The organism is Viridibacterium curvum (genome assembly GCF_039544165.1).
GTDB classification, from domain to species: Bacteria; Pseudomonadota; Gammaproteobacteria; order Burkholderiales; family Rhodocyclaceae; genus Viridibacterium; species Viridibacterium curvum.
This window is the reverse complement of sequence record NZ_BAABLD010000005.1, coordinates 443,821-469,110: the sequence shown is the minus strand read 5'-3', so window position 1 is coordinate 469,110 and position 25,290 is coordinate 443,821. Positions and strand designations below refer to the sequence as shown.

Below are 25,290 nucleotides of genomic sequence, written 5' to 3'. Positions count from 1 at the left end.
ATGCCTGATACGCATGCCGCTTTGTTTTTGTGCGGGCCGACGCCACTTGTGCGCGCAAGAAGGCGGAGTGCATCATACGGAACCCGAACCGCGCGCCGCATCACGGCGCGCGGCCAGCCCCAGTGAGGACGCCCGACGTGCATCTCTTCTCGCACAAACGTCACAAGTCAACAACTGACTCCCCCGACGTCAGTACCGATCCACTCGCCAGTGCGCGGCAGGCACACAAGGTCGGCATGGACCCCGGCAGCCTCCAGCACATCGGGCAGGTGAAAGTGCGACAGGCCGCCATCACCCTGTTCGACTACGACCCCCAGCAACTCATCGAGATCACCTTTTCGTCGCTCGAAGAGTCGCGCCGCTACGAGAAACAACACGGGCTCTACTGGCTGAACGTACATGGACTGCACGATCCGTCTGTCATGCAGGAGATCGGACAGCGCTTCGGCCTGCACCCGCTGGTGCTCGAAGACATCGTCAACACCCACCATCGTCCCAAGCTCGAAGATTACGGCGACTACCTGTTCATGGTGCTGAAGTCCTTCGACTACAACAGCGCCGATCACGACTGCCAGGCCGAGCAGATCAGCCTCGTCATGGGCGCAGACTTCATCCTCAGCTTCCAGGAGCGCTCGACCGGCCTCTTCGACCCGATCCGCGAGCGTCTGCGCAAGAACGGTAGCCTGCTGCGCCGTGGCGGGCCCGACAGCTTGCTGCACGCACTCACCGACGCCATCGTCGACAGCTACTTCGTCGTGACCGAGAAACTCTCAGCCGATATCGAGAAGCTCGAAGACCAGCTCATCGTTGACCCGCCACGCAATGCGGTAGAGCAGATCAATCACCTCAAGCGCGAGATGTACGAGCTGCGCCACAGCATCTGGCCGACGCGCGAAGTCACCAACGGCGTACTGCGCAACACCGCCGGGCTGGTGAAGCCCGACACCATCCCCTACTTCCGCGATGTGTATGAACACTGCGTGCACCTCATCGAACAGCTCGACGCCCTGCGCGAGCAGATCGGTGACCTGCTCGATCTCTACCTGTCGACGGTCAGCAACCGCCTCAACAAGGAGCTGCGGCTGCTGACCATCATCACCACCCTGTTCGCGCCAGCCACCATCGTCACAGGCTTCTTCGGCATGAACTTCCAGCACCTGCCGTGGACCAACAGCGAGAACGGCTGGCTGATCGCGGCAGCGATCATCGTCGGCGGCGCACTGGCTCTGCTTGGGCTGCTGCGCTGGCGCTATCGGCGGATCAAACGGGGGTTCTGACGTGCCACGCAATGCAAGCATCCTGCTGGGCCCGGCCATACCGCAACTCCCCTCGGGCAATCTTGACCTCACCGCGAGCTTCTTCCAGCAACTGGGCTTTGCTGTAGCAGGAAACTTCCCGACGCAGGGATTCCTCATCATGCAGAGAGACGAGGCAGAGTTGCATTTCTGGCTCGCCGACTCGGAAGACCAGGCCCGGCACTTTGGCGGCGCCAGCAGCTGTTACATCCGGGTCGTCAACGTTGATCAGCTGGCAGCCGAGTTCGGCGAAGAAGGGATCTCGACACGCTATGGCCCCATCGACCAGCCCTGGGGTATGCGTGAAATGCAGATTGATGACCCCTATGGCAATGCCATTCGCTTCGGCGAGGAACTGAACCCGGGGACAACATGAGGACATCACTCACACTATTCGTCGCACTCATGCACCTACCGGGGCTTCATGCCGCCGAGCTGATCGGCTTCGGCACGGACACCAGGGCTGGCAGCGGTGGCGAGATCATTCGCGTCACCACGCTGGATGGATTTGGCAGCGGCAGTCTGCGGGAGGCTTTGCTCACACAGGGCCCGCGCATCATCGTGTTCGAAGTCGGTGGCGTCATCGATCTCGAAAAGACCGACCTCAAGATCCGCTCGCCCTTCGTCACCATTGCGGGGCAAACAGCGCCCTCCCCCGGCATCACCCTGATTCGTGGCGGCATGAATATCGGCACGCACGATGTGTTGATGCAGCACATCCGCTTCCGCATTGGCGATGCAGGCATGGCGAAAAAGAGCGGCTTCGAGCGGGATGTGTCGATCACCGGGCCGAACGCCCGCAACGTGGTGGTCGATCACTGCTCGTTCGCCTGGGGTACTGACGAAAACCTGTCGGTCAGTGGCGAGCGCTATTACGGCCCGCAAGGCACGGCGGGGCGCGTCACGCTGTCGAACAACATCGTTGCCGAGGGCCTGCTCGATGCCACGCACGAAAAAGGCAAGCACTCGATGGGCTCGCTGATTCACGACAACGTGCAGGAGGTCGCCATCATCGGCAACCTCTACGCACACAACCGCGACCGCAACCCCTGGTACAAGACCAATGCCACCGGCGTCGTCGTCAACAACCTGATCTATAACCCGGGGGACTACGCCGTGCGCGGTGGCGGTGTGCCGAGCGAATGGAGCGGCCGGACGATGCCCGCCAACACGCAGATTGCGGTGGTCGGCAACGTCCTGCGGCACGGGCCCAACACGCGCAAGGATCTGGCGCTGCTGCGTGTCGGCGCCAATGACGCCGGGGCAGATGCTTTCCTCAGTGACAACCTCGCCTTCGACCGCAAGGGCGAACCCATGCCGATGACGCTCGGCAAGGTCACCCCGCTCGACAAGGCGCCTCTATGGCCCGCTGGTCTTGTGGCCCGCCCTGCTGCCGACACCGAAGCGGCTGTGCTGCGCAGCGCTGGCGCACGGCCCAGGGACCGCGATGCCGTCGACGCCCGCATCGTTGCCGAAGCACAAAGCGGCGGTGGTCGCATCATTGACAGTCAGGAAGAGATCGGCGGCTATCCACGCCCCGAATCGACGCGCCGCAAGCTGGATATCCCGAAAGATGTGGACGCCTGGCTGAAGAAGCTGGCTGCCGATCTGGAGTAAGCGTCAGAACGGAATGGGGATGCGTGCGCACGCCCTTGGCGGCCCCCGGGCGTCGTCGGCTCAGGCGGTGCGGAAACGCGAAATCGCCTGATTGATGTTGCCGGCCACGCCATTGAGCTGGCGCGCTGTGTCGGCCACCTTGCCTGCGGCACCGCTGTTGTCTTCCGAGAGGCGCGCGATCTGCTCGACCGTGCGCGCTACATCCTGACTCGCCGAAGAGTTCTCGCGCGTCGCGTGACTGATGCTGGAGACGATGTCGACGACGTTTGTCATGGCATCACGGATCTCGCCCATCGATTTGCCGGCTTCAACGGCCAGCACCTCACCTTGCGAAACATCCTGCGCATTCTTGCTCATGGCCACCACGACACTGTCGACATTGCCCTGAATGGCTTCAATCATCGCCGCGATGTCCTGCGTGGACTTGCCCGTACGTTCGGCCAGTTTGCGAACCTCGTCGGCCACCACCGCGAAGCCTCGACCGCTCTCCCCTGCACGCGCGGCCTCGATGGCTGCGTTGAGCGCCAGCAAATTGGTCTGGTCGGCAATCTCGCGGATCACACCGACAATCGAACGGATCTGCTCGGACTGGCGCCCCAACTCGGTCACCGACTCGGCCGACTGTTTTACGCCGCGCGAAATCGTCGCCATGCCGTCGGCCAGATCCAGAACGACCTTGCTGCCACGCGTGGCCACGTCGCCCGCTTCGCTCACGGTCTGGGCGGCTGAACCTGCGCCATCCGACACATGCGTGATGCTGACGGTCATTTGCTGCATGGTGGCTGCCATGCGCGATGCCGCATCCGATTCGTTGCTGGCCGCACTGGCCATCTGCTCGGCCGCGCCGGACATGCCGCGCGCGTGATCGTTGAGCTCCCTCGCGCGGGCCGAGAGTTCCTGCAGCGTCGCATTGAGGTTCTGGCGCATCTGTTCGAGCTGGCCAATGAGACTGTCAGGTCGCGTAGCCTGAGCACGGCGCGTCAGGTCGCCCTGTGCAATCTGGCGCACCACCTGCACAGCGTCTTCGGGCTCACCGCCCATCAGGTTCATGATCGAACGCACGACGACACCCGCGCTGAACATCGCAATGGCGGCTGCGGCAAGAATGCCTGCCAGCATGACGATGCTGCCGATCTTCTCGAAGCGCGCAGCATCCTCGCTGGACTGTTTGGCGAACTCATCCTGGGCTGCAACCAGCGCATCAATGGCACGCTCATAGCGCGACCAACGCGCCCCCACTTCGGCCGACAGGCTGCGCTGCGCACCCGCCTGATCGCCCTGCTTGGCCATGTCGACCACGCGCTCAATGGCTGAGCTGTACGAAGCCCGTGCTGAATCCATGGCCTGCATCAGCTCGGCCGACTGCGGATCGGTCAGCATCTTGCCGAGGGCGTCCACATCAGCTGCCGTCGCGGCGACCAGCTCCTGGCGGGAGCCATCGATGATCTCCACCGAGCCTGCCGACGCACCGGCAATCTGTGTCGCCAGCAAGGTCTGGCGCATGGCCTTGAGGCGGATCGCCGCCGCCAGGTCACTGCGCGCCTTGCCTTCTTCGACGTTGTGCGTTTCCGCGATGATCAGGCGCGTCACGGTCAGCGACACGCCCCCCAGCACCACGACGAGGGCGATCATCAGGCCGAACGACAGCCACAAACGCTTGCGCAGACTCATTTTCCTGTTCCTTGTCTCGACTGCAGCCCGCGGAACGCGGGATTTCTCATTCGGAAGACAACGACAGGAACGCGGCACTTCTTGAGTGCCTTCCCTGGTCAAAGCGTGAATTCAGTGTGCCCCCGGCATGGCCCGAAAGGTCCATGCCGCCCCCCGTGGGGGCCAAGAAAGTCTTGGGGCGGCCCGGCGACTTTCCTGATCGCCCTGGCTCAGACCTCGCCGAAGCGGAACAACACATCGTCCGCCTTGCGATTGAGCGCCACCGACAGCGGCACCTGGCTGGCCACCGGGCCCCAGAACTGGCGCGGGCCGGGTGAGGCGAACAGGTCGGCCTGCGCCCACTCGGCACGACGGCTCACGAAGTACTGCATGGCCGGCGCGTCGATGTTGACCAGTGCCTTTTCGATCACCACGGCCTCCGAGCCATGGCGACGTTCGATATTGAGCAGGCCGGCCAGCGGAATGGCCAGCGGCACGCCACCGCCAAAAAGGTTGCCGATGCTGGCCATGTAGCCGGTCTTGCCCGCAAGGATCAGCGCGCCGGCCGTGAGCCCCAGGTTCAGGGTGTAAGCGGCGTCGAACAGGGTCGGCGCACCACAACGACCTTCGTAGCCGAAGAAATGACACTGCGTCGCGAACGGGATCTTGGCGTCGATCTGCTTGAGGCGGGCGCGGGTCATGTCGACCAGCAGCTGTTCGGTCGGGATCAGCGACAGTTGCAGATTGCCGTGCGAATCGCGGTCGGCCAGCAGCATGTCCTGGATGTATTCGGGCAGGCTGGCAAACAGCGCTGCGTGTGCTGCATCGAGCTTGCCGGCAACAAAGGCGCGCTTGGCGGCCTCGTCCAGCGCAGCAAAGCCGTCGGCGTGGGCCAGCACCTCATTGAGGGCATCGATGAGCGACTTCACCTCGGGCACGAACTCGATCAGGCCCTCAGGCACCAGCAGCACACCATGGTGGATGCCCTTGGCGGCACGGCTGACGACCGTCTGCGCAATCTGCTCGATGATGTCGGCGAGCGACAGCTTCTTCGCCGCGATTTCTTCCGAGATCAGCGTGATGGCCGGCTTGGCCTGCAGCGCGACTTCCAGCGTCACGTGCGAAGCGGCACGCCCCATCAGCTTCACGAAATGCCAGTACTTCAGCGACGAGCGCGAGTCCTGCAGGATGTTGCCGACCATCTCGGCGTAAATGCGCGTCGCCGTGTCGAACCCGAACGAGATCGGCAGCAGGTCGCCCAGCTGCAAGTCGCCGTCAATGGTCTTGGGAACGCCGATCACCTGCACGCCACGGCCATCGGCATGCACGTTGGCAAACAGCTCTTCGGCCAGCACGGCGGCGTTGGTGTTGGAGTCGTCTCCACCGATGATCACGATGGCATCGAGGGCATTTTTTACTGCAACCTCGCGCACCTTGGCGAACTGCTCGGCCGTCTTGATCTTGGTGCGATCCGTGCCCAGGTAGTCAAAGCCGCCGCTGTTGCGGATCTTCGCCACGTCGGCGTCCGTCACGGGCTCCAGGCGACCGTTCAGCAGCCCCTTGGGGCCGCCACGCACGCCCAGCAGCAGGTTGTCGCTACCCAGCATCTGCTTGAGACCCACAACCACGTTGTGACCGCCCGGCGCCGGGCCACCGGAGAACAACACGGCGACTCGCTTGCCGCTCGGGCGCTGTGCCAGCGGCGCGCCGCCATGCAGCACCTTGCCGGCGTTAGCCACCGTGGTCTGCGGGAACATCTCGGCCACACGCGCCGCATCCGCCGTGCTCAACACATCGCCGGTCGCGTCAAAACTGACGGCCCGCACACCATCACCGGCCCTGAAGGCGGGCACGATGGGCAAAGGCAGCTGGCGGAGTTGGTCTTCGAGCAGCGCGTTGTGCTGCTCCATGGCGGTCAGGCGGTCGTTGAGGCGGGTCATCTCTGGACTCTGGTAAAGGGGTTCAGGGGAGGCGCATTATCCCCCAAACCGGGGTCCCTCACCCTGGCCCTGCCCGGACGGTGCCAGATCCATGGGGCAGGCCGTCCGTGGCCCGACAAAAAAACCTCCGATTCCGTTTGGCTGAATCAGCTCAGCTTGAAGTGCTGAACAGAGCGCACCAGGGTGCGCGCCTGATCTTCCAGACTCTCGGCCGCCGCAGCCGCCTCTTCCACAAGAGCGGCGTTCTGCTGGGTCACCTGCTCCATCTGGACGATGGCGTTATTGACCTGTTCGATCCCGGTTGTCTGTTCGCGGCTGGCACTCGAAATTCCCGTAACGAGTTGCGAGACCGATTCGAAGGAAGTCACAACCTCACTCATTGCAGCGCAGGCCTGTTCGGCGAGCCTGCCGCCTTCTTCGACGCAGCTGACCGATTCACCAATCAGGGTCTTGATCTCCTTGGCGGCAGTGGCGCTGCGTTGCGCGAGGCTGCGCACCTCGGAAGCGACCACGGCGAAACCCCGCCCCTGCTCACCGGCACGCGCGGCTTCGACCGCGGCGTTGAGGGCCAGGATGTTGGTCTGGAAAGCAATGCTGTCGATGACGCCGATGATCTCGGCAATCTTGCGCGAGCTGGCGTTGATCTCGCCCATGGTCTGCGCCACGCGCTTGACCACCTCGCCGCCCCGCACCACATCGTCGCTTGAGCGGCGGGCCAGTTCATTGGCCTGAACGGCGCCGTCTGAATTCTGCCGCACGGTGGCTGTGAGCTCTTCCATCGTGCTGGCGGTTTCTTCCAGGCTGCTGGCTTGCTCTTCCGTGCGCGACGACAAGTCAGCGTTGCCGCGCGAGATTTCACTGGCGCCGTTGAGCACTTCTTCGGCGCTCAGCTGGATCTGACGCACGATATCCGACATGGCGTCGAGCAGCATATTGACCGATTCGCACAAGCTTGCCAGCTGACCCGTTTTGCCCGCCAGCGGAATGCGGCCGGCGAGGTTGCCTGCTGCCGCATCGCTGACGACGCGCGCCGTCTGTTCAACGGTCTCCTGCAGCGCATGCGCCTCCTTGACGCTGCGTGTCACGTCGCTGGCATATTTGACTACTTTGCAGGGCTTGCCATCGACATCGAAGATTGGGTTGTAACTCGCCTGAATCCAGACCTCGTCGCCAGTCCTCGAAATGCGTTTGTACTGGCCCGCATCGTATTCGCCCCGCCCGAGCTTCTCCCAGAACTGGCGATACTCAGCGCTGCGGGCATATTCGGCGTCAACGAACATGCGATGGTGCTGGCCACGCACCTCTTCCAGGGTGTACCCCAGCACGGCAAGGAAGTTGTGATTGGCAGTGATGATGCTGCCATCGAGGTTGAACTCGATGACAGCCTGTGACTTGCCTATGGCGTCGAGCTGACCCTGGTAATCGGCATTGCGCATGCGCTCGACCGTGACGTCGGTCGCGTACTTCACGACCTTGAATGGCCGTCCGGAGGCATCGAGGATGGGGTTGTAGCTGGCCTGGATCCAGATCGCGCGACCACCCTTGCCGACACGACGATACAAACCCGCGTCGTATTCACCGCGGCCAAGACGATCCCAGAACTGGCGGTACTCGGCGCTGCGCGCGTATTCAGCGTCAACAAACAAGCGGTGGTGCTGGCCACGGATCTCGTCCAGCCGGTAGCCCATCGCTTTCAGAAAATTGTCGTTGGCAGTGATAACGGAGCCATCGAGATGGAACTCGATGACCGCCTGGGACTTGCCGATTGCCGCAATCTGTCCCCGCAGATCCGCCAACTCATCATTGGCTACAACGGACTGGTTTGCCTTTGTCCGAGTCCCGCCCAGCAAGCTTTCAAGCCATTTCATGCCGCCTCCCCGTTGACTGGTTCGTGACATGCATTCGTCACGATCACATTGCTCACATCCAGGTCGCGGTACGAATGCTGCGCTGCGACCCTTCCGTTGCCAACGGCAGACAGGGCGATGACATTCAATTATCCGGAACTAATGCCGAATAGCCGGCGATTGATTTTTGCTATGAAACGTCAAAGCCAACCGGAAGGGAAAGACAGCGTACGCCGCCGATCACGCTGCCATCAGCCCTTGAAGATCTGGTGGGGGATCAGTTTCCAGTAATCCTCCTGCGTCGCATCGTCCAGACAGGCCTGAATGATCTTGCGGCCCAGTGGGTCGAGGTCCGGCGTCATGAACGGCGTCAGCTCGCGCTTGAAGAACTCCTGCCACTGACGCGCCCCATCCTCATACACCTCCGCGCCGCCTTCGAGCTGACTGCCCACATGCAGGAAGACTGGCGGAATCAGCGAACCCTCGACCTTGATCTGTTTGGGCACGTATCCCAGCAAGGCGCACGGGCTCTCAACCAGCTGTTCGCGCGAGAAGCGAGCGCTACCACGGCGTGCGAGGTACTCGCGGGCGACCCATTCAGCCATGAAGCCGACCTTCCACGCGCCGATGTACTGGTTCGGGATCAGCACGTGGCGTGTGTCGGTGTTCTCGACGATCTGGCGCAACAGCAGATTAGCCTGGTCGACACGTCTGCCGGTCGCGAAGGCCCAATACGAGCCCACGCCTTCGGACTGCATACCCTTGCTGTCCTGAATGCTGGGGTTGGCATGACCACGCGGCGCCACGAGACGCCATAGCCAGGCCAGCGCCGGGCTGAGGATGTGCAGCATGCCCACGATGCCGTACTGACGGCTGTCCTTGTGCGTGGGTGGGCAGCGCACGCCGAAGCTGCGGATGTTGATCTGCACCGGGCCTGTGTGGATACCCTCCACCATGTCGCGCGGAATGATGACGCGCGGGTTGGTACAAGGCTTTCCGGGCGCATCCTCGATGTGCTCCCAGATCAGGCACTGCCCGCCGGGCACGATGTAGTGATTGAGGAAGATCAGCGGCCGGTCCGGGTGCAGGCACAGGCGTTCGAGGTGCGGGTCGGTGCCGTAGCGTTTGATGTGGTCGACACGGACGAACCAGCCGGCCTCCGCGTCGCGGATGGCAAGCTTGGTCTGCCCCTCGTTGTAATGCGGATGCGCGCAGGCCATGTCGTCGGCCATGGGGTGGAGGTGGCAGGCCTCGGGCAGCACCAGGGTGCGCTCTTCCCCTGTCACGACGTTCTTGCCGATCAGCAGGCGTCCATCCTCCATTCGGTGGATGTGCTCGGTCATCTCGCTCTTGCCGCCGCCTGAAGCGCCCTCATGCATGATCACCAGCTGGTTGTCGTAAGGCGTCACCACGCCCACCGCCGCGCAGTGGTTGGTCGTCCAGCCCTCGCGCTCGCCAATATCCAGCAGCAACGAATACACGCCCTTCTTCGCGCTGGGCCCGGGGTAGAGGTTGTAGGCGTAGATCTCCTGGTGCGTCTCGCAGCGCGAATGCACAACGACCTGTTTGCCGTCGTAATGGGTGTGCCGGAACGGCGGCGCGATAAAGATGACACCACCCGACAGCTTGAAGCCAGCCGGCACCTGGCTTCCGGGAATCATGCCTTGCAGGTCCGCCAAGGCTCCCGCAAAGAAAGCTGCCTGACGCGGACAGATCAACAGCGCGCCATAACCCAGGTCTGCCGGGCCGGCATAGAACGGCACCACGACGAGATCCTGTGTCTTGAGCCAGTCCAGCGTCTTCTGACGCGTCTTGTCGAAGCTCTCGCCGAAACGCTCGGTATAGGTCGGCTTGTCGGTTGGCAACTTGTCGCCGATAACCATGGCATCAGGGTCACGACGCCGCATGCGCGGATCGGGGAAATTCACCGCCAGCCCGTTGCGCGCCTTGGTGACCACGGCTTCCACCACCCGCCCCATGCCCGGCACCTCAAAGGCAGCTTCGAATTCGCCCTTGTCCTCGCGATTGCCAGGGCTCCAGTCGGTGCTGCCGCTGGCACGCCCCAGCGCCCAGTCCAGTAACTCTTCACGCGTCTCGGCCACGGCCAATGAGGGTGCCGCACTGAGGACTTCGATGACATGAGCGGGCAAGCCGAGCGAAGGCCAGTCCTGTGCGAAATGAAGGGGCTGCCGTGGCGTATCCATGAATGGGCCTTGAGGGAAATGAGAAGGGGAATGAAGAGAAGGGGAATGAATTGAACGCCCCTATTGTCGGGGCGCGTCCCGATCAGGTTCTTGAGCCTGATCAGGGTTCGCCCCAGGTCCTGACGGTCAAGCCACCCCCTTGCCGCGCCGTAAAGGAAGCATCGCCGCAAAAAGTGAGAGACCCCGACATGTCCGCCGCCATCGACAAGCTGTTCGCCAACCTGCCCCGCCTGCCCAGCATCCCGAAGATCGTGCAGGAGCTCATCGCCTCGCTTTGCAAGGAAGATGTAGACATCAGCGCGCTGGTCGCGCAGGTCAAGCAGGACCAATCACTGTCAGCCCGTGTCCTGCAGATGGCCAACTCCAGCCAGTACGGCGTCAGCAAGAAGATCGGCGCCATCGACCAGGCCGTCACCCTGATCGGCCTGTCTGCACTCAGATCACTGGTCATCGCCTCGGGCATGTCGCGCAGCTTCAACAAGGTGGAGGGCGTCGATATGCGCCTCTTCTGGCGCCACGCCCTCGTCACGGCCGGCGTTGCCCGCGTGTTCGGCAAGCGCGACGGCGTCAACATCGAATTCGCCTACACCGCCGGCCTCATGCACCGCGTCGGCCAGCTGCTGCTGCACCTTGCCTACCCCGCCGCATCGAAGCAGCTGACGCGCGAAAAGGCTCCCAGCGGCGTCGACCAGCTCAAGGTCGAACGCTCGCTGACAGAAACCGATCACTGCGAAGTCGGCGCCGAGCTCGCCGCGCGCTGGAACTTCCCGACCGAAATCCAGGAAGCCCTGCGCAGCTACATCACTCCCGTCGAGAACAACGCCAGCTTGCTGGCTGCGGTCGTGAACATCTCGTCAGCCGTCGCCTTGGGCCTCTGCAATGGCCTGTCACAAGACGAGATCATCGCCAGCCTCGACCCCAAGGTCATGGCGCGACTGTCACTCGAAGCCGCCGACATGCCCTGGCGCATCGAGGCCTGCCAGGACCTGCCGGCGCAGTCGGATCAGCTGCTGTGAGGTCTGAGATTGCTCGTGGTGAATAAGCACAGCGCATCCATCAACACCCTCAGAATCCCGCTGTCGCCGGCGGCGGCAACTGCTCCAGAAACTCGACCACCTCGTCCAGCACACGCGTCCTGCGCATTGGCGGCAGGCTCTGCCAGACGCGTTTGCCGTAAGGCTTGGTAATCATGCGCGGGTCACAGACCACCAGCACACCACGATCCTGCTCGGTGCGGATCAGGCGGCCAGCGCCCTGCTTCATGTTGATGACGGCGCGCGGCAGCTGGTATTCCATGAAGGGGTTCTTGCCCTCCTTCTCCATCCACTCGACGCGTGCCTTGAGCACCGGATCGTCGGGCGGGGCAAAGGGCAGCTTGTCGATGATGACCACTGACAGCGCATCCCCGGGCACGTCAACACCTTCCCAGAAACTCTGACTGGCGACGAGCACGGCGTTGCCGAGGCGGCGGAAGCGTTCCAGCAACTCGCTGCGCGAGCCCTGCCCCTGCATCAGCAGCGGAAAGGTCTTGCCGTCGCTTTCGAAACGCGACTGCAGGCCTTCGTGGATCTGCTTCATCGCGCGCAGCGAGGTGCTGAGCACGAAGGCACGGCCCTGTGCCGCACAGATCACCGGGTAGGCCGTGTCCACGACGGCCTCGATGAAACCGGGACTGTTGGGATCGGGCATGCCCTCGGGAGCGTAGAGCATGGCCTGCTCGCCGTACGAGAACGGACTGCCCCAGACGGCGGTCTCGGGCGGGTTCTCCAGCAGGTTTAGCCCCAACTCGCCCGTGTAGTGCTCGAAGCTGCGGCCAACCGCCAGCGTCGCCGAGGTGAAGATCCAGCTCTTGGCCTGGCCTTCGACCTGCTTCTTGAAGATCTCGGCGACTCTCAAGGGCGTGACATTGAGCGACAGCGAATGGCTGAACACTTCCGCCCAGCGGATCAGGTCCGGCGCATCGACACGCCGCCAGCGCGTCAGCGCTTCGGCCAGCACGGTAGCCCGCTGCCAGCACTTCTCCAGGCCCTCGGCACGCTCCGCTTGCGATTCGGCATGCACGAGGAAGCTGTCGAGCTCTTTCTCCAGCACGTCCAATGCGCCGTGCAGAGCCGTGTTGTCGGCCAGCTGGGAAAAGCTGAGGCGCGCGTTTTCGCCAGCCACCGCAAGACGCAGGTCCTTGGCGCACTTCTCCAGCGAACGCGTGGCGTCCTGCAGCGGCGCGTAGTCCTTGGCGTTCTGCACGGCTTCCATGCGCGTGTCGCGCGCGAGGTCCAGCAACTGGCCGGTCGACACGCTCTCGCCGAAGAACAGGCTGGCGGTCTCCGGCAACTGGTGCGCCTCATCGAAGATCACCGTGTTGAAGTTGGGCAGCAGCTCGGCCATGCCGCCGTCGCGCAGCATCACGTCAGCGAAGAACAGGTGATGATTGACCACCACCACATCCGCCTCCTGCGCGCGGCGCCGCGCCGCCATCACGAAGCATTCCTTGGCGTAGGCACACTCCTGCCCCAGGCAGTTGTCGCGCGTCGAGGTCGCGGCAATCCACACCGTCGCGTCCTCTGGCACACCATCGCATTCGGACTTGTCGCCGGTCTGCGTCTGCAACATCCAGCGCGCAATACGCGGCAGGTAGTGGGCGTCTTCGCGGTTCATGAAGCGCCCCTCGGTCTTGGCCTGCTCAACGTGGTAATGACAGGCGTAGTTCTGCCGCCCCTTGAGCAATGCCACGGTCACAGGCAGCTTGAGCGCCTTGCGCACGGCTGGCAGATCGCGGTGGAACAGCTGGTCCTGCAGCGTCTTGGTACCCGTCGAGACGATCACCTTGCCGCCCGACATCAGCGCCGGCACGAGGTAGGCGAAGGTCTTGCCCGTGCCCGTGCCGGCCTCCGCCACCAGCACGCGGCAGCCACGAATGGCCTGCGCAATGGCCTGGGCCATCTCGGTTTGCTGCGGACGCGGCCGGAAGCCGGGGATCGTCTGGGCAAGCGTGCCGTCTTCAGCAAAGTGCAGGAGGATGTCGTCGGACATGGAACAGCGTCTGGCGTGCAGTACCGCGGCAGCAGCCATGCATGCCAGCGTCGTGCCCGGAAGGTGGTGCGGGAGGAGTGCAGGATCGCCCGCCAAGGCGGGCTGCGGGAAAATCTTAACACGCGCTTACCTGGCGCCCGCCGGACGGAGGCCCTCCGCAATTGCCGCCCCCCACGGCTTGGGCTACATTGCCTGCGTTCTTCCTGCGCCCGACCGAGACCGCCGTCCTCCATGTCCAATCCAGCCAGCCTTGCGCCGCGTGCCCACCAGGGCGACCAGCCCCTCGTCCTCAAGGACATCCTGAAGATGATGCTGGAGGACCAGCTCATCACACGGGACGAAGCGCAGCTGGCCATGGAAGCGCGCCACCTGCAGAAGACCGGCACGCACCCGCTGGTGATCATCGCTGACAAGAAGTTCAAGTCGATGCAACCGCCACACCGCCTGCTGCACCTGGAATGGCTGACCGAGTGGCTGGCCGGCAAGGTGTGCATGGAATACATGCACATCGACCCGCTGAAGATCAACTTCGCAACCGTCACCGAGGTCATGTCCAGCGCCTACGCGGCGCGACTCAAGGTGCTGCCGGTGCAGGTCAGCAGCGCCGAAGTGGTCATCGCCACTGCCGAACCGCATGTGCGCGACTGGGAAGTCGAGCTGCAGCGGGTCGTGCACAAGAACATCCGCCGCGTGCTGGCCAACCCGCAGGACATCGAAAAGTTCCAGATCGAGTTCTACAAGCTCGCTGCGTCAGTCAAGAAGGCCAACACCGGCGACCAGCAGCAACGCTCAAGCCTCACCAACTTCGAGCAGCTCGTCGACCTCGGCGAAACCGACCGCCAGTTCGATGCCAACGAACAGCACATCGTGCGCATCGTCGACTGGCTGTGGCAGTACGCCTTCGACCAGCGCGCGTCTGACATCCACATCGAGCCGCGCCGCGACGTCGGCCTCGTGCGATTCCGCATCGACGGCGTGCTGCATCAGGTATACCAGCTCCCGATGACGGTCATCAACGCGATGACCAGCCGCATCAAGATCCTCGGCCGCATGGACGTCGTCGAGAAACGTCGCCCGCAGGACGGCCGTATCAAGACGCGCACACCCGCCGGCATGGAAGTCGAGCTGCGTCTGTCCACGCTGCCGACCGCCTTCGGCGAAAAGCTCGTCATGCGCATCTTCGACCCCGAGGTACTGGTGCGCTCGTTCGCCGAGCTGGGCTTCACAGACGAAGACCTGCAGCGCTGGGAGTCGATGACCAAACAGCCCAACGGCATCATCCTCGTCACAGGCCCCACCGGCTCCGGCAAGACCACCACGCTTTACTCCACGCTCAAGCAGCTCGCCACGTCAGAAGTGAACGTGTGTACGGTCGAAGACCCGATCGAAATGGTCGAAGAGAGCTTCAACCAGATGCAGGTGCTCGCCAACATTGACCTGGGCTTTGCGCAAGCCGTGCGGGCGCTCATGCGGCAGGACCCGGACATCATCATGATCGGTGAAATCCGCGACCTCGAAACCGCCGACATGGCCATCCAGGCCTCGCTCACCGGCCACCTCGTGCTGTCCACGGTGCACACCAACGACGCCCCGGCCGCCATCACGCGGCTGCTCGATCTGGGCGTGCCGTCCTACCTGCTCAACGCCACCGTGCTGGGCATCATGGGGCAGCGCCTGGTGCGCACCCTGTGCCCGCACTGCAAGCGCGCCGACGACATGACACCCGAAGAGCTCGTCGAATGGGACAAGCTGGCCCTGCCCTTCAAGGCGCCGCCACCGGCCAAGGTCTATCGCCCTGTCGGCTGCCTGGAGTGCCGCAACACCGGCTACATGGGCCGCATGGGCATCTACGAAACCATGCTCATGTCACCCGCGATCCGCCAGCTCGTGCGCCCCGACGCCGACCTCGCTGCGATCCGCAACGTGGCCTGCCGCGAGGGGATGAAGCCGATGCGTGTGTCCGGCGCGCTGAAGATCGCCAAGGGCCTCACTGCGATGGATGAAGTAGTGCGCATCGCACCGCCTGCGGACGACGACGGCGCATGAAATTTGAGCGCGTCGAAACCCCTCCCGACCTCCCCTTGTCAGGGGAGGCGTCCGGATGGGCGTGCATGATCGCCCTCCCCTGACAAGGGGAGGGAGGGGAGGGGTTGAAGTGCCGGCACACCGGACGCCCATCCCCGAATTCGGCGATAATCCGGCCCTTCGCCTGACGGAACCGACTTTTGAGCACCGACTCAACCGGGCACACTGCCGCCCGCATCAATACCCCCTTTCGCCGCTTCCTCGCCTGGCTCGACATGCTGTTCGTCGACCATGGAATCTTTCGCGTCTTCTACAACAACCTGTACGCGTTGCCCGGCGGCCTGTTCCGTTCCAGCCAGCCCAGCCCCAGCCAGATCCGCAAGTACGCGAAGAAGTACGGCATCAAGACCATCATCAACCTGCGCGGTGCCGACCAGACTCTGCGTTACGCGCTTGAAGAAGAAACCTGCCGCGAGCTGGGCATCACCCTGGTCAACCACAAGGGCATCCTGTCGCGCAGCGCGCCCGAGGTCGACGCCGTGCTGGCCACGCAGGCCATGTTCGACCGCATCGAATACCCCGCCCTCGTGCACTGCAAGTCGGGCGCCGACCGTGCCGGCTTCGCTGCTGCGTTGTACCGAGTGTTCCGCCGCAAGGACGACATTGCCAGCGCGATGGACGAGCTGTCCTGGAAGTACGGCCACTTCAAGGGCTCCAAGACCGGCGTGCTGGACTACTTCTTCGAAAAGTACCTGGCCGATGCGCAGAATGCGCCGATCACATTCGAAGAATGGCTGACGAAGCAATACGACCGCGAGCAGCTGAAACAGACCTTCAAGGTGCGGGGCTTGTCGGACTTCTTCGTCGACAAAGTCTTGCACCGCGAGTAAGCAGCCGGTCATGAAAGACTCCGTCCTCCTCTACCGCCGCCTGCTGGGCTACATCAAGCCCTACTGGCGCGTATCGCTGCTGTCCATCCTAACCATGGCGGCTGTCGCGGGGCTCACGCCGCTGCTGGGGCAGCAGATGAAATACCTCGTCGACGAGGTGCTGATTGCCCAGAACCGCAGCGCGCTGGGCCCCATCCTGCTGATGCTGGTGGGCATCGTCCTGTGCAAGAGCCTGGCGGAGTACGCCTCCAACGTCTCCAGCCAGTGGGTGGCCAACAAGGCCATCGACGACCTGCGCCGTCTCGTCTTCGACCACCACATGGCCCTGCCACTCAGCACGCATCAGGCGCAGACCTCGGGCCGCATGCTGTCGCGGGTTACCTACGACATCCCGCAAGTGGGCGCCGCGCTGTCGAACGCCTGGATCATCGTCATCCAGGACACGCTGACCGTCATCGCGCTGTTCGCCTGGCTGTTTTACAGCGCCTGGCACCTGACCCTGATCATCCTCGCCATCGGCCCCGTGATCGCCTGGATCATCCGCAAGGCCAGCGCCGGCATGCGTGCCTCCAACCGCCAGCAGCAATTGCAGATGGGGGAGATGACCAATGCTGTCGAGGAGCAGCTGACAGGCCTTCGCGAGATCAAGATTTTCGGCACGCGCGAACACGAATCGCGACGCTTCGCCGACATCTCCAACGCCCTGCGCCGCGAGACGATGCGCGTCGTGCGCATCTCGGCGGTCAACGTGCCCATGGTGCAGGTACTGGCGTTCGCGGCCGTTGCCGGCGTGCTCTACGCAGCGGGCAGCCTGGTGTCGACCGGCATGCTGACGCCCGGCGACCTGATGGCCTACGTCACGGTGACCTCGCTGATCTTCGAACCGATCCGCCGTCTCACCAATATCAACAGCACGATACAGCGTGGCCTTGCTGGTGCACAGAGCATCTTCGAACTGATCGACTTGCCGGCAGAGAAAGACCAGGGCCAGCTGAAGCTGCCACGCGCACGTGGCGAGATCCGCTTCGAGCAGGTGCGCTTCAGCTATCCGGGGCAGGAAACGCCTGCCGTGCAGGACTTCACGCTGAGCATTGCCCCCGGCGAGACCGTCGCCTTCGTAGGCGCCTCGGGCAGCGGCAAGACGACGCTGCTGGCGCTGGTGGCGCGCTTCTTCGAACTGGACTCCGGCCGCATCCTCATCGACGGCGTGTCACTGCAGGACATGCCGCTCGACGACCTGCGCCAGCAACTGGCGCTCATCGGACAGCATGCCGCCCTCTTCGACGACACCGTGGCGCACAACATCGCCTACGGCCGCCAGGGCGCTACGCAAGCCGACATCGAAGCGGCTGCCGTGCAAGCACATGCGCTGGAGTTCATCCAGAAGCTGCCGCAAGGTTTCGACACGCGCATCGGCACCAATGGCAACCAGCTCTCGGGCGGCCAGCGCCAGCGCCTCGCGATTGCGCGCGCCTTCCTCAAGAACGCGCCCATCCTGCTGCTCGACGAAGCGACATCGGCGCTCGACAACGAGTCCGAACGCGTCGTGCGCGAAAAGCTTGTCGAACTGCGCCGCGACCGCACCGTGCTGGTCATCGCTCACCGCCTGACGACCATCCGCGACGCCCACCGTATCGTGGTGATGGAGCGCGGCCGCATCGTCGAGATCGGCAACCATGCCGAACTGCTGGCTGCCAATGGCGCCTATGCGCGCCTGCTGGCCAGCGGCGAAGACCTCGTGGCGGACTGAGCGTATGCCCGCCTGGTTGCGCAGTCTGCTGCGCTCCCTGCTCAGCCGCGATCCACTGCCGCGCCTTCTACGGCGTGGCCTCAAGATCGGCAACAACTTCTACATGCAGGACGATTGCTGCATCGATGCCTGGCACTGCCAGCACATACGCATCGGCAACGACGTCACGCTGGGCCCGCGCGTCATCATCCTGGCGCACGATGCGAGCATGAACCGCGCACTCGGTCAGGTACGCATTGCACCGGTAGTCATCGGGGATCGTGTCTTCATCGGTGCCGGTGCGATCGTACTGCTCGGCGCGCAGATTGGCAGCGACGTCATCATCGGCGCAGGCAGCGTGGTGACTGGCGCGGTACAGGACGGCATGGTCGTCGCAGGCAACCCCGCGCGCGTCATCGGCACAACGGCAGATTTTCTCGCACGGAAAGAAGCCGAGATTGCGTCAGGCCCGACAGCGGGCGGCGTGCACTACGTGCGCTGAAGCGGCGCTCAAGCCGTCGCTGCTGCAGCGCCCGTCGCCACACGCGGCCGCACGCGCGAGATCCACTGCAGCGCCGGCACTTCCACCCAGCGATGGAAGACATGGGCCACCAGATTTGCCAGCCCCCAGGCGACCAGCAGGCCACTGAAGTTGCCGGCACGCGACTGGCCCACCCACTTGCTCGCCACCATGTTGGTAAGCAACAGCACGCTGAAGTGCGTGAGGAACAGCGCATAGCTGGTGCGCGCCAGATAACGGCTCAGTGCCGCCGCCAATGGTGCCAACTGCCAGCGCAAGGACCAGCACAGCATGCAGGCCATCACCACTGCCACGGTCAGGCGCACGCGGTAGTCAACAATCAACGCCAGCACGGCAATCACCGCCAGCACACCGAAGGCGCGACGCCACACCAGCGAGTTCAGCGCCCAGCGGGCATACACGCCCAGGCCATAGGCGCCGAAGTAGTACACGCCGAACACGTCCCAAGACGCGTCGCGGTTGAAATGGAAGAAGCCGGCCAGCGCAGCGCAGAACACCAGGACCGCACCTGCGTACTGACCCATGCGGCCACCGAAGTGCATCAGACCGAGGAACAGTACGAACAATTGCAGGTCGATGGCGACATACCAGGCACCAGCCGACAGAGCATCAAAGCCGAACAGGTCATGCATCAGGAAGACGTGGGCGAGAAACTGCCGCGCGCTGGGCGCATGCGGCACCAGGGCCGGGTCCAGCGTGCCGCGCACCAGGGCCGAACAGGCCATGCAGACCAGCAGGGCAACACAGAAAGGCAAAGCCAGTCGAAGGTAACGCCGCGCGACGAGACCGAAGCTCGCCGGCACGGACAGCTGACCCGCAGGCGCCAGCGTGTGGGCCGTGAGAAAGCCGGCCATCACGATGAACAGCTGCACGGCAATGCGCGCATGGTTGGCCAGCCAACCAAACAGGTCTGGCGCCAGCGACCAGGCCGCGTCGGGCATGGGGCCATAGAAAGCGAGGTGATGAAGCACGATCAGTTGTGCAGCGACGGCTTTGAAGACGTCTAGCCCCTGCATCGGCCCTGTGAAAGAACGGGACATCCTGAATACGGCGCATTCTGCAAAGCAGCATGCATTACGAATCAACGAGGTCGCGAATTATACGGAAGTCGTAGGGGAAAACTCTTAGCCTTTAGTCATCCCGAAGGGAATTTACACACTGCCGCAAGCTGAGATCGAGGGATCGAGCCCCATACGCACCACCTTGGCGGGTTAAAACCCGCCCTACGAAACCGGCACGACCTGCCCACGCAGGTGCGGATTCATCCGCACAACCCCACGTCGCAAACCGCCTTGTCACCCTCACTCACCACCATGGCAGGTTAAAACCAGCCCCACGCTCAGGCGCCCTGCCACCCCGTAGGTGCGGATTCATCCGCACAACCCCACGTCGCAAACCGCCTTGTCACCCACACTCACCACCGTGGCCGATTAAAACCAGCCCCACGCTCAGGCGCCACGCCACCCCGTAGGTGCGGATTCATCCGCACAACGCCACGCCGCAAACCGCCCCAGCAGCCCTCGGTTATCAGCCCATCCGCATCAGCGTCGACTTGCCGAACAGGCTCTCGACCAGATCCACCACCACCAGCGCACTGCGGTTGCGTTCGTCCAGCGCAGGGTTGAGCTCCACGATGTCGAGGGAGCCCAGCAGCCCCGTGTCCGCAATCATTTCCATGCACAACTGCGCCTCGCGATAAGTCGGTCCGCCGGGCACGGTCGTCCCGACCCCGGGGGCCAAATCGGGGTCAAGGAAGTCGACATCAAAACTGACATGCAGATGCGTGTTCTCGTCGATGCCCGACAAGGCCTGCTCCATGGTGTGGCGCATGCCCCATTCATCAATGAAGCGCATGTCGAACACCTCCAGCCGCGACTCATGCACCAGCCGGCGCTCACCTTCATCGACGCTGCGCACACCGATCAGGCGCAAGGCCTCGATAGGCAAGCGCCCTGGTTCGCCAGCAAGGTGCACCAGCTCGGTCGGCCCCATGCCGCACAGGCAGGCCAGCGGCATGCCGTGCAGGTTGCCGCTGGGGGTGATGGCGGGCGTGTTGAAGTCGGCGTGTGCATCCAGCCAGAGCACGCGCAGATGCTTACCCGTCTCGCGGCAATGCCGCATGGCCGCGCGGATCGAACCGATGCCCAGACAATGGTCACCGCCCAGCAACACCGGCAGTCGCCCAGCGGCAAGTACGTCATGCAAAGCTTCGAAAGCCAGCAGGTTCCAGCTCACCACTTCGGGCAGATGGCGGTAGCCACTCACCGGCTTCTGCCAGGGATTGCCCGGGCCACCAAGATTGCCGCGATCTTCCACCTCGGCAACACGTGCAGCCAGCGCCGCATGGATACCTGCGACCCGCAAGGCTTCCGGCCCCATCGATGCGCCACGCATGCCGGCACCGATATCGGTGGGTGCTCCAACCAGACTCACACGCTTGCGGCGTTCACTCATAGTCACCTCAAAAAACAACGAAGGTGGTCACTGGATCACATCAACCTTCAGCCAGACCTCACTGGTCTGCTCGCCCTGGGTCGATCCGTCAGACACGATGCCACGCTGACGATTGCTGCGCTCAATGCTGCCGCCGCCCAGTGAAATCCATTCGCCCAGACGCCCCTCGATCTGCGTGCTCAGCCGGCTGCCAGAGATCACGCCGCCCGGGTTCGCCTGCATCATCTGCGGCGAGATGGTCAGCCGCACGCGTTCGCCGATCAGATCCGGCCGTGCCGTGAAGCCTGTACCGACGTCGACATACTGCACACCCTCCGCGACCTGCACGCCGCCCCCGGGCCGCACAAAAGTCTGACGCATGGGAATCGGCAGCGAACGACCAAGGAAGATTGACGCCTCACCACCCTCAACTGTCTGCACCTGCTGTTGCGCACTCTGGCTGCCCTGCGTCGTGCGCGCCTCGACGCGCACATCGGCCTGTGCACGCACGATGCCGTCCGGCCCTACGATGACACGCCCTGATTGCACGCCCATGTCACGCGAATTGCCGCTGCTCGTGCCGCCTTGCCGCACCGAAATCATCACGCGACGCGAAGGCGTATCCAGGGCCGCGAGCGCCTCGCGGATCTGCGCAATGTTTGCCGGCGAAGCACGCAAGAACAACTTGTTGTTCGCCGCAGTCAGCGTTGCACCGGGCTCCAGCAAGCCTTGCAAGGTGGGCAAGACCTGATCTGGCAGACGATGCTGCAAGGGTATGATTTCGAGCCGTTGCTGGGCCATGGCATTGCCCATCAAAACGGCGAACACACAAGCCAGGAAGAACTGTTTCACGCAGGCTCCTCTTTCAATCACCGGATCACAAACGATGTTGCGACTCTGCATTATCGGCGGTAGCGGCCACTACCGCTATGTACTCGAAGGCCTCGACGAACGCGTGGCGCTGGTCGGCTTCGCAGCCGGCTCCGACGGTGAAGACCTGAGCAAGCTCGCCACCATGCTGCAGGAACGCGGCATCGCAGCACCGCGCTTCGACGACTGGAGCGACATGCTCGACGCCGTGCAGCCTGACATCGTCGCCGTCAACTGTCACTTCGGCGACCACGCCCGCATCAGCACCGAATGCCTGCAACGCGGCCACAACGTGTTCAGCGAAAAGCCCGTCGCCACGCGCCTCGACGAGCTCGCCACACTGATCGACGCTCACGAAGCCAGCAGCCAGCACTTCGCTGCAATGTTCGGCATCCGCTGCAAGCCCTGGTTCCTCGCCGCGCACGCTGCCGTGCAGGCAGGCCGCATCGGCGAAGTGCGGCTCATGCACGCACAGAAGTCCTACAAACTCGGCAAGCGCCCCGCCTTCTTCGCCAGCCGCGAGCGCAGCGGCGGTCTCATACCCTGGGTCGGCAGTCATGCCATCGACTGGCTGCAATGGCTCTCGGGCGAATCCTTCATCAGCGTCAGCGCCTCCCACAGCCGCGCACACAACGGCGGCAATGGCGATCTCGAAGTCTCCGCGCAATGCCTGTTCCAGATGAGCAACGACATCGCCGCCACCGTCAGCATCGACTACCTGCGGCCCGGCACGGCACCGACACACGATGACGACCGCATCCGCATCGCCGGTACGCGCGGCGTGCTCGAAGTGCGTGAGGGAAATGTCTGGCTGCTCAACGACGAAGCCCAGGGCCTGCAGAACCTGCCCCTGCTGCCCGAGCGCTCGATCTTTGCGAGCTTTGTCGATCAAGTGCTAGGGACGGGGCTGTGCGTTGTCAGCAGTGATGATGCGTTCAGCGCGACGTATGCGAGTTTGATGGCGCGGGAGGCGGCAGACAGCGGTGTCACGCAGGAGTTCGACGCGTAGGGCGGAACTCCGCAGGAGGTTCCGCCAGTCGCCCAAAGAGCGCCTTGATGATGGGCTTCGTGAATCCGGATCGGCGGAACCGCTTTGCGTTCCGCCCTACGTAGGACGGTGTTCCGGGGTACGGGTTGCTCAACGCTTTTTCAACGCCGCAGCCGCCTCTTCCCGCACTCGCCGCGCCTCATCCAGCAAGAACTGCTGGTAGTCATCCAGATCGCCGTCATAAGGCTCGACGGCGCCCTTTGACACCAGCCAGAACTCGTCGCACACAGCTCGCAATAGCGCACGGTCATGGCTGACCAGCATCACCGTGCCTTCAAATTCGTTGAGCGCCACGCCCAGCGCGTCACGCGTGGCGAGGTCGAGGTGGTTGGTCGGCTCATCGAGCAGCAGCAGGTTGGGGCGTTGCCAGACGATCATGCAGAGAACGAGACGCGCCTTCTCGCCGCCGCTCATGGTGCCCACCGCCTGGTGCACCATGTCGCCGCTGAAGTTGAAGGTGCCGAGGAAGGTGCGCAGCGATTGCTCGGTGCCGCTCTGCCCCGGCGCGCGCATGTGGGCGGGCGTGTCCTTCGCCAGACGGATCATGTGCAGTAGCGGTGAGGCCTCCGGATCCAGCACGTCGAGCTCCTGCTGGGCGAAGTAGCCGATGTTGAGGCCCTTGCCTTCGCTGATCTCGCCAAGAATCGGCTTGAGCGCATGCGCCACCGTCTTCACCAGCGTCGATTTGCCCTGCCCGTTGGCACCGAGAATGCCGATGCGCTGGCCCGCAAGTACCGAGCGATTGATGTTGCGCACGATGACCGTGGGCGCTGCGTCGGGCGTCTCTGCGGGCGGCGGGTAACCGAAACTCGCGTCGAGCATCGACAGCATCGGGTTGGGGACGTTGAGCGGCTCCTTGAACTCGAAGCTGAACTCCGCATCAGCCAGTACCGGCGCCACCTTCTCCATGCGTTCCAGCGCCTTGACGCGGCTCTGCGCCTGCTTGGCCTTGCTGGCCTTGGCCTTGAAGCGGTCGATGAATTTCTGCAGATGGGCGATCTTGTCAGCCTGCTTCGCCATCGCGGCCGTCTGCAGCGCCATCTGCTCGGCGCGCATTTCTTCAAAGCGGCTGTAGTTGCCGCCATAGCGCACGAGTTTGGCGTTATCGACATGCACCGTCACCTGCGTCACGGCGTCGAGAAACTCGCGGTCGTGGCTGATGACGACCATGGTGCCGGCGTAGCGCTTGAGCCAGGCTTCGAGCCAGACGAGTGCATCGAGGTCGAGGTGGTTGGTCGGCTCGTCGAGCAGCAACAGATCTGACGGACACATCAGCGCGCGCGCCAGCTGCAGGCGCATGCGCCAACCGCCCGAAAAGCTGTTCACCGGCTGATCCAGCTGCGCCGTCGTGAAGCCCAGGCCGAGAATCAAAGCCTGCGCGCGCGCAGATGCATCGTGCTCACCCGCGTCGTGCAGCGCCATGTAGGCATGCGCCATGGCCATGCCGTCGTCGCTCGCCTCCGCCGCCGCCACTTCGGCCCGCGCTGCCATCAGCACGTTGTCGCCTTCGATCACGAAGTCGGTCGCGCCCTGCTCGGTCTCCGGCATGTCCTGCGCCACCTGCGCCATCTGCCATTGCGCAGGAATCGAAAACTCGCCGCTGTCTTCGTGCAGCGTGCCATTAAGCAGACCGAAAAAGGAGGACTTGCCTGCGCCGTTACGGCCAATCAGCCCGATCTTCTCGCCGGGCGCGAAGTTGACGGAAGCACGGTCGAGCACGACCTTGACGCCGCGACGCAGCGTTACGTTCTTGACGGAAATCATGGGAGGGACTTAGGGCGTGTTCACAGTAGGCGAGGGGATTGCGTTGAGCTCTATGGCTTGTGAGACAAGGCGCACGACGCAGCGTGGGGTGGTTCTCCCACGCAAGGAGTGCAACGCAGTATCGCGAGCCATAAAGCTCAACCCGGAGGGCTCGTACGCAATAGCCGCATGGCGGTGTTACGGCTCCTTGTCAGGCTCATTGGACAAAATCGACCCTGACCGCGTCGCCGCGCCTTGCCCTGCGACTATTGCGTACGAGCGCAACCCCTCGCCTACTGTGAACACGCCCTAGGGGAGCGGCATGATAGCCGCCCCGCCAACCCGCGCCCAGCAAAACCTTTGTGACAGGCTCACCCCAAGGCTGACACCTCTTTCAGCCTGTCCGCTGGATTGTATTTGGCTGGAGT

The 25,290-nt window shown here is 63.6% G+C and carries 18 protein-coding genes; 9 read left to right on the top strand and 9 right to left on the bottom strand.

Annotation, left to right across the window (positions count from 1 at the left end):
- Positions 1-137 precede the first annotated feature (137 nt).
- Genes corA through ABEA02_RS06225 form a run of 3 tightly spaced genes read left to right on the top strand, consistent with a single transcriptional unit; the run spans position 138 to position 2,912 of the window.
- Positions 138-1,277 (top strand): magnesium/cobalt transporter CorA, encoded by a 1,140-nt coding sequence (gene corA, locus ABEA02_RS06235; protein WP_345532011.1) that lies wholly within the window; start codon positions 138-140, stop codon positions 1,275-1,277.
- Between the two features lies 1 nt (position 1,278).
- Entirely contained in the window at positions 1,279-1,671 is a 393-nt protein-coding gene (locus ABEA02_RS06230; RefSeq protein WP_345532010.1) for a bleomycin resistance protein, read from the top strand.
- Positions 1,668-2,912, top strand: a complete 1,245-nt coding sequence (locus ABEA02_RS06225) for a pectate lyase family protein (RefSeq protein WP_345532009.1) — start codon at positions 1,668-1,670, stop codon at positions 2,910-2,912. Before ABEA02_RS06230 ends, ABEA02_RS06225 begins: the two co-directional genes overlap by 4 nt.
- A gap of 60 nt (positions 2,913-2,972) precedes the next feature.
- Here ABEA02_RS06225 and ABEA02_RS06220 read toward each other — a convergent pair whose 3' ends face one another.
- The 4 genes from ABEA02_RS06220 to ABEA02_RS06205 all read right to left on the bottom strand — a co-directional run bounded on the left by ABEA02_RS06220 (position 2,973) and on the right by ABEA02_RS06205 (position 10,553).
- Positions 2,973-4,583: a methyl-accepting chemotaxis protein gene (locus tag ABEA02_RS06220; protein ID WP_345532008.1), complete on the bottom strand. Its 1,611-nt coding sequence runs from the start codon at positions 4,581-4,583 to the stop codon at positions 2,973-2,975.
- A 209-nt stretch (positions 4,584-4,792) separates the two neighbouring features.
- Positions 4,793-6,502 carry a diphosphate--fructose-6-phosphate 1-phosphotransferase gene (locus ABEA02_RS06215; RefSeq protein ID WP_345532007.1) on the bottom strand — a complete coding sequence of 570 codons (1,710 nt, stop codon included), beginning with the start codon at positions 6,500-6,502 and terminating at the stop codon, positions 4,793-4,795.
- Positions 6,503-6,648: 146 nt separating this feature from the next.
- A complete protein-coding gene (locus tag ABEA02_RS06210) occupies positions 6,649-8,370 on the bottom strand; it encodes a methyl-accepting chemotaxis protein (protein WP_345532006.1) in 1,722 nt (573 codons plus the stop codon).
- Positions 8,371-8,600: 230 nt separating this feature from the next.
- A complete protein-coding gene (locus ABEA02_RS06205; protein WP_345532005.1) occupies positions 8,601-10,553 on the bottom strand; it encodes a DUF4914 family protein in 1,953 nt (650 codons plus the stop codon).
- Positions 10,554-10,741: 188 nt separating this feature from the next.
- Between ABEA02_RS06205 and ABEA02_RS06200 the strand changes: the two genes are divergently transcribed.
- Entirely contained in the window at positions 10,742-11,569 is an 828-nt protein-coding gene (locus tag ABEA02_RS06200; protein ID WP_345532004.1) for an HDOD domain-containing protein, read from the top strand.
- 49 nt (positions 11,570-11,618) lie between these two features.
- Here ABEA02_RS06200 and yoaA read toward each other — a convergent pair whose 3' ends face one another.
- Positions 11,619-13,583, bottom strand: a complete 1,965-nt coding sequence (gene yoaA, locus ABEA02_RS06195) for a DNA repair helicase YoaA (protein ID WP_345532003.1) — start codon at positions 13,581-13,583, stop codon at positions 11,619-11,621.
- 231 nt (positions 13,584-13,814) lie between these two features.
- Here yoaA and tfpB point away from each other — a divergent pair, with 231 nt between their 5' ends.
- The 4 genes from tfpB (at position 13,815) to ABEA02_RS06175 (ending at position 18,729) form a co-directional block, all read left to right on the top strand.
- Positions 13,815-15,629, top strand: coding sequence for a type IV pilus assembly ATPase TfpB (tfpB, locus tag ABEA02_RS06190; protein ID WP_345532002.1), 1,815 nt, complete (start codon positions 13,815-13,817; stop codon positions 15,627-15,629).
- A 179-nt stretch (positions 15,630-15,808) separates the two neighbouring features.
- Positions 15,809-16,498 (top strand): tyrosine-protein phosphatase, encoded by a 690-nt coding sequence (locus ABEA02_RS06185; RefSeq protein ID WP_345532001.1) that lies wholly within the window; start codon positions 15,809-15,811, stop codon positions 16,496-16,498.
- 10 nt (positions 16,499-16,508) lie between these two features.
- Positions 16,509-18,248, top strand: coding sequence for a lipid A export permease/ATP-binding protein MsbA (gene msbA / locus ABEA02_RS06180; protein ID WP_345532000.1), 1,740 nt, complete (start codon positions 16,509-16,511; stop codon positions 18,246-18,248).
- Positions 18,249-18,252: 4 nt separating this feature from the next.
- Complete coding sequence (locus tag ABEA02_RS06175) at positions 18,253-18,729, top strand: acyltransferase (RefSeq protein WP_345531999.1); 477 nt, start codon at positions 18,253-18,255, stop codon at positions 18,727-18,729.
- A gap of 8 nt (positions 18,730-18,737) precedes the next feature.
- On the opposite strand, the gene ABEA02_RS06170 is transcribed toward ABEA02_RS06175, so the two are convergent.
- The 3 genes from ABEA02_RS06170 to ABEA02_RS06160 all read right to left on the bottom strand — a co-directional run bounded on the left by ABEA02_RS06170 (position 18,738) and on the right by ABEA02_RS06160 (position 22,053).
- Complete coding sequence (locus ABEA02_RS06170) at positions 18,738-19,808, bottom strand: acyltransferase family protein (protein WP_345531998.1); 1,071 nt, start codon at positions 19,806-19,808, stop codon at positions 18,738-18,740.
- A 487-nt stretch (positions 19,809-20,295) separates the two neighbouring features.
- Positions 20,296-21,222, bottom strand: coding sequence for an arginase (gene rocF / locus ABEA02_RS06165; protein ID WP_345531997.1), 927 nt, complete (start codon positions 21,220-21,222; stop codon positions 20,296-20,298).
- 27 nt (positions 21,223-21,249) lie between these two features.
- Positions 21,250-22,053, bottom strand: a complete 804-nt coding sequence (locus tag ABEA02_RS06160; RefSeq protein WP_345531996.1) for a secretin N-terminal domain-containing protein — start codon at positions 22,051-22,053, stop codon at positions 21,250-21,252.
- A gap of 34 nt (positions 22,054-22,087) precedes the next feature.
- Here ABEA02_RS06160 and ABEA02_RS06155 point away from each other — a divergent pair, with 34 nt between their 5' ends.
- Positions 22,088-23,080 (top strand): Gfo/Idh/MocA family protein, encoded by a 993-nt coding sequence (locus ABEA02_RS06155; protein ID WP_345531995.1) that lies wholly within the window; start codon positions 22,088-22,090, stop codon positions 23,078-23,080.
- 129 nt (positions 23,081-23,209) lie between these two features.
- On the opposite strand, the gene ABEA02_RS06150 is transcribed toward ABEA02_RS06155, so the two are convergent.
- Entirely contained in the window at positions 23,210-24,883 is a 1,674-nt protein-coding gene (locus ABEA02_RS06150; RefSeq protein WP_345531994.1) for an ABC-F family ATP-binding cassette domain-containing protein, read from the bottom strand.
- Positions 24,884-25,290 lie beyond the last annotated feature (407 nt).

Coding starts and splice junctions, on each gene's coding strand:
- ABEA02_RS06225 (WP_345532009.1), top strand. CDS start 1,668: ATGAGGACATCACTCACACTATTCGTCGCACTCATGCACCTACCGGGG.
- ABEA02_RS06220 (WP_345532008.1), bottom strand. CDS start 4,583: ATGAGTCTGCGCAAGCGTTTGTGGCTGTCGTTCGGCCTGATGATCGCC.
- ABEA02_RS06215 (WP_345532007.1), bottom strand. CDS start 6,502: ATGACCCGCCTCAACGACCGCCTGACCGCCATGGAGCAGCACAACGCG.
- ABEA02_RS06210 (WP_345532006.1), bottom strand. CDS start 8,370: ATGAAATGGCTTGAAAGCTTGCTGGGCGGGACTCGGACAAAGGCAAAC.
- ABEA02_RS06205 (WP_345532005.1), bottom strand. CDS start 10,553: ATGGATACGCCACGGCAGCCCCTTCATTTCGCACAGGACTGGCCTTCG.
- ABEA02_RS06200 (WP_345532004.1), top strand. CDS start 10,742: ATGTCCGCCGCCATCGACAAGCTGTTCGCCAACCTGCCCCGCCTGCCC.
- yoaA (WP_345532003.1), bottom strand. CDS start 13,583: ATGTCCGACGACATCCTCCTGCACTTTGCTGAAGACGGCACGCTTGCC.
- tfpB (WP_345532002.1), top strand. CDS start 13,815: ATGTCCAATCCAGCCAGCCTTGCGCCGCGTGCCCACCAGGGCGACCAG.
- msbA (WP_345532000.1), top strand. CDS start 16,509: ATGAAAGACTCCGTCCTCCTCTACCGCCGCCTGCTGGGCTACATCAAG.
- ABEA02_RS06175 (WP_345531999.1), top strand. CDS start 18,253: ATGCCCGCCTGGTTGCGCAGTCTGCTGCGCTCCCTGCTCAGCCGCGAT.
- ABEA02_RS06170 (WP_345531998.1), bottom strand. CDS start 19,808: ATGTCCCGTTCTTTCACAGGGCCGATGCAGGGGCTAGACGTCTTCAAA.
- rocF (WP_345531997.1), bottom strand. CDS start 21,222: ATGAGTGAACGCCGCAAGCGTGTGAGTCTGGTTGGAGCACCCACCGAT.
- ABEA02_RS06155 (WP_345531995.1), top strand. CDS start 22,088: ATGTTGCGACTCTGCATTATCGGCGGTAGCGGCCACTACCGCTATGTA.
- ABEA02_RS06150 (WP_345531994.1), bottom strand. CDS start 24,883: ATGATTTCCGTCAAGAACGTAACGCTGCGTCGCGGCGTCAAGGTCGTG.